At 63.2% G+C, this 2,854-nt stretch carries 3 protein-coding genes; all 3 read left to right on the top strand.

Going from position 1 to position 2,854, the window contains the following annotated elements:
* A partial coding sequence (locus tag ACLP25_RS19300; protein ID WP_442470778.1) for a sensor histidine kinase occupies positions 1-1,253 on the top strand: 1,253 nt, incomplete at its 5' end.
* Positions 1,250-1,639, top strand: coding sequence for a response regulator (locus tag ACLP25_RS19295; RefSeq protein ID WP_442470777.1), 390 nt, complete (start codon positions 1,250-1,252; stop codon positions 1,637-1,639). The genes ACLP25_RS19300 and ACLP25_RS19295, both read left to right, overlap by 4 nt.
* Positions 1,640-1,649: 10 nt before the next feature.
* Positions 1,650-2,777 carry an adenylate/guanylate cyclase domain-containing protein gene (locus ACLP25_RS19290; protein WP_442470776.1) on the top strand — a complete coding sequence of 376 codons (1,128 nt, stop codon included), beginning with the start codon at positions 1,650-1,652 and terminating at the stop codon, positions 2,775-2,777.
* Positions 2,778-2,854: the final 77 nt, after the last annotated feature.

Here is a 2,854-nt window from a genome sequence, read left to right as displayed (position 1 = left end):
ATATCGATGACGCGATCGACAAGATCGTGGACCGGGTCGAGCAGCAGGCCGTGGCCCGGCGCGACGCGTCGACGCTCCAGGCCGAGCTCGCCGTCAAGCTCGCGATCGTCGGCGGAATCGGCGCGCTCGTGCTCGCATTGCTCTTCACTGCGCTGACCGTGCGCTCGATCACCGTCCCGCTGAAGCAGCTGGAGCGATGCATGGCGTCGATCACACGCGGCGAACTCGACGTCGCGATGCCGCCGACCGGCGTCTCCGAGATCGTGGCGATGACCGGCACGCTCGGGATGTTGCGCGATAGCCTGATCGAGAGGGACCGCCTCGAGCAAGAGCGACGGCGCGCAGAATTGGAGATCCGCGCCGCGCGCGACGCCGCCGAGGCGGCGCTGCACGAGCTGAAGGCGGCCCAGGCGAATTTGATTCAGGCTGAAAAGATGGCGTCGCTCGGCCAGCTCACCGCCGGGATCGCCCACGAAATCAAGAACCCGCTCAATTTCGTCAACAATTTTGCCGGCCTTTCGATCGGGCTGCTGGACGAACTGAAGGCTGCGGCCGCATCCGCCTTCGAAGCGCTCGCCCCGCATCAACGCCGCGAAGTCGCCGAGGTGACGGAGATGCTGACCGGCAATCTGGAACGGATCGTCCAGCACGGCAAACGCGCCGACAATATCGTCCGGAGCATGCTGGCGCATTCCCGCAGCGGCGGCGGCGACCGGCAGAGCGTCAACCTCAATACTCTGGTCGAGGAGTCGCTCAATCTCGCGTATCATGGCGCCCGAGCCCAGGATCAGGATTTCAACATCGCTCTGGATCGGGAATACGGCGCGGACATCGCGCCGCTCAAGCTCGTGCCGCAAGACATGACGCGCGTGTTTCTCAACCTCATTGGCAACGGATTCTACGCCGCGAACCAGCGCCGCCGGACAGTAAACGACGGGGCGTTCAGACCCGTGCTGACTGTGACCACGCGCGATCTGGGCGAGGCGGTCGAGGTGAGGGTGCGCGACAACGGCTTCGGCATTCCCGACGACATCCGGGACAAGCTCTTCCAGCCGTTCTTCACCACGAAGCCGCCCGGCGAAGGCACCGGGCTCGGGTTGTCGATCAGCTACGAGATCGTCACCAAGGAGCACGGCGGGACGATCAAGGTCGCCAGCGAAGTTGGAGCCTTCACCGAATTCGTCGTAAGTTTGCCACGCTGCTTCCCGGCCAGAGGGGCAGCGGATTCTTCGGCGGCGAGCGGAGAGTCATGACCGTAAGCATCTTGATTGTCGACGACGAACCCGACGTCGCCGTGTTGTTTCGGCAGCAATTTCGACGCGAGGCGCGAGAGGGGGCCTATGTCCTGCACTTTGCTCTCTCGGCCTCGGAAGCGCTGGAGCGTCTCGCAACCGACATCGAGCCGCAATTGATCGTTATTCTGTCGGACATCAACATGCCGGGGATGGACGGGCTGGCGCTGCTGCGCGAGATCAAGACGCGTCGGCCCGACTTGGCGGTCATCATGCTCACCGCCTATGGCGACGAGGAACGGCGCCGCCGCGCGGCCGAATATGGAGCCGTCGAATTCCTCACAAAGCCGGTCGACTTTGATTTCCTGAAGGAGCGACTGCGCCAGCTGCCCGCCCGACTGACCTGAGGGTGTCCCCGTGATCGCTTCAACAAAGATCCTTGCGGTCGACGACGAACCCGATTTCGAGTTTCTGATCAGGCAGCGTTTTCGCCGTCAGATCCGTGAGGGAGAATTCGCATTCCGCTTCGCCCATCATGGCGAGGAGGCGTTGTCCGCCCTCGATGCCGAACCGGATATCGACCTCATTCTGCTCGATATCAACATGCCGGTGATGGATGGGCTCACTCTGCTGAGCGAGCTGCACGAGCGGCAGTCCGCGGTGCGCGCGATCATCGTCTCGGCTTATGGCGACATGGCCAATCTGCGCACGGCGATGAATCGCGGCGCCTTTGATTTCGTCACCAAGCCCCTGGACCTGAGCGATCTCGAGATCACGGTCCGCAAGGCGCTGGCGAACATCGCCAAGCTGCGCGAAATGGATCGGGTGCGCCAGGAAGCCGAGCGGGCGCGCAACAATCTGTCCCGGTACTTTTCTCCGAACATCGTCGAGTTGCTGGCCGCACAGGATGAGCCGCTCGGCGCGGTCCGCCGGGAAACGGTTGGCGTTCTGTTTGCTGACATTGTCGGCTTCACCCAAATGGCCGAGACCATGCCCCCGGAGGCGGTCATGGCGATGTTGCGCGAATTCCACGCGCGGATGACCGCACAAATCTTTGCCTGTGGCGGAACGGTCGACAAATACATCGGCGATGCGATCGTCGCTGTGTTCGGCGTTCCGAGCGCGAGCTCCAAAGACGCCGCCAACGCGCTCGCCTGCGCCGAAAAGATGATTGAGGCGCTTGAGCGTTGGAATGACGAGCGCGAGCGTGCGGCGGCGGATCGCCTCGCGATGGGCATCGGCATCCATTACGGGCCGGCTGTTCTCGGCGATGTCGGCAGCGAATACAGCATGTCGTTCACGGTGATCGGCGACACCGTCAACACGGCCGCCCGATTGCAGACGCTGACGCGCACCCTGGGAACGCCGCTGGTGGTTGGCGACACGCTGGTCTCGGCCGTCAAAACATCCTGTCCCGACATCGCGTCTGAAATCACGGCGCAATTGGAGGACCAGGGCGAGCACAGCCTGCGAGGTCGGGCCGGCCCCGTACGGATTTGGACGCGCAAGATGAACGGTTCGAACAGCGGTTCCCGTCAACCATAGCGGGATTCCGCGCCCTTCCGAAAATCGTTTGACCGAATCAGCGGGATCGATTCCAGTCGCCTGGTGAAGACGAATCG

Origin of the sequence: Roseiarcus sp. (assembly GCF_052145395.1) — a bacterium.
Taxonomy (GTDB): Bacteria; Pseudomonadota; Alphaproteobacteria; order Rhizobiales; family Beijerinckiaceae; genus Roseiarcus.
The sequence above is the reverse complement of the archived record's forward strand: the minus strand, read 5'-3'. Positions and strand labels throughout refer to the sequence as shown.

What these genes read in the sequence shown, in the direction of transcription:
- ACLP25_RS19295 (WP_442470777.1), top strand. Translation starts at nt 1,250, where the DNA reads ATGACCGTAAGCATCTTGATTGTCGACGACGAACCCGACGTCGCCGTG.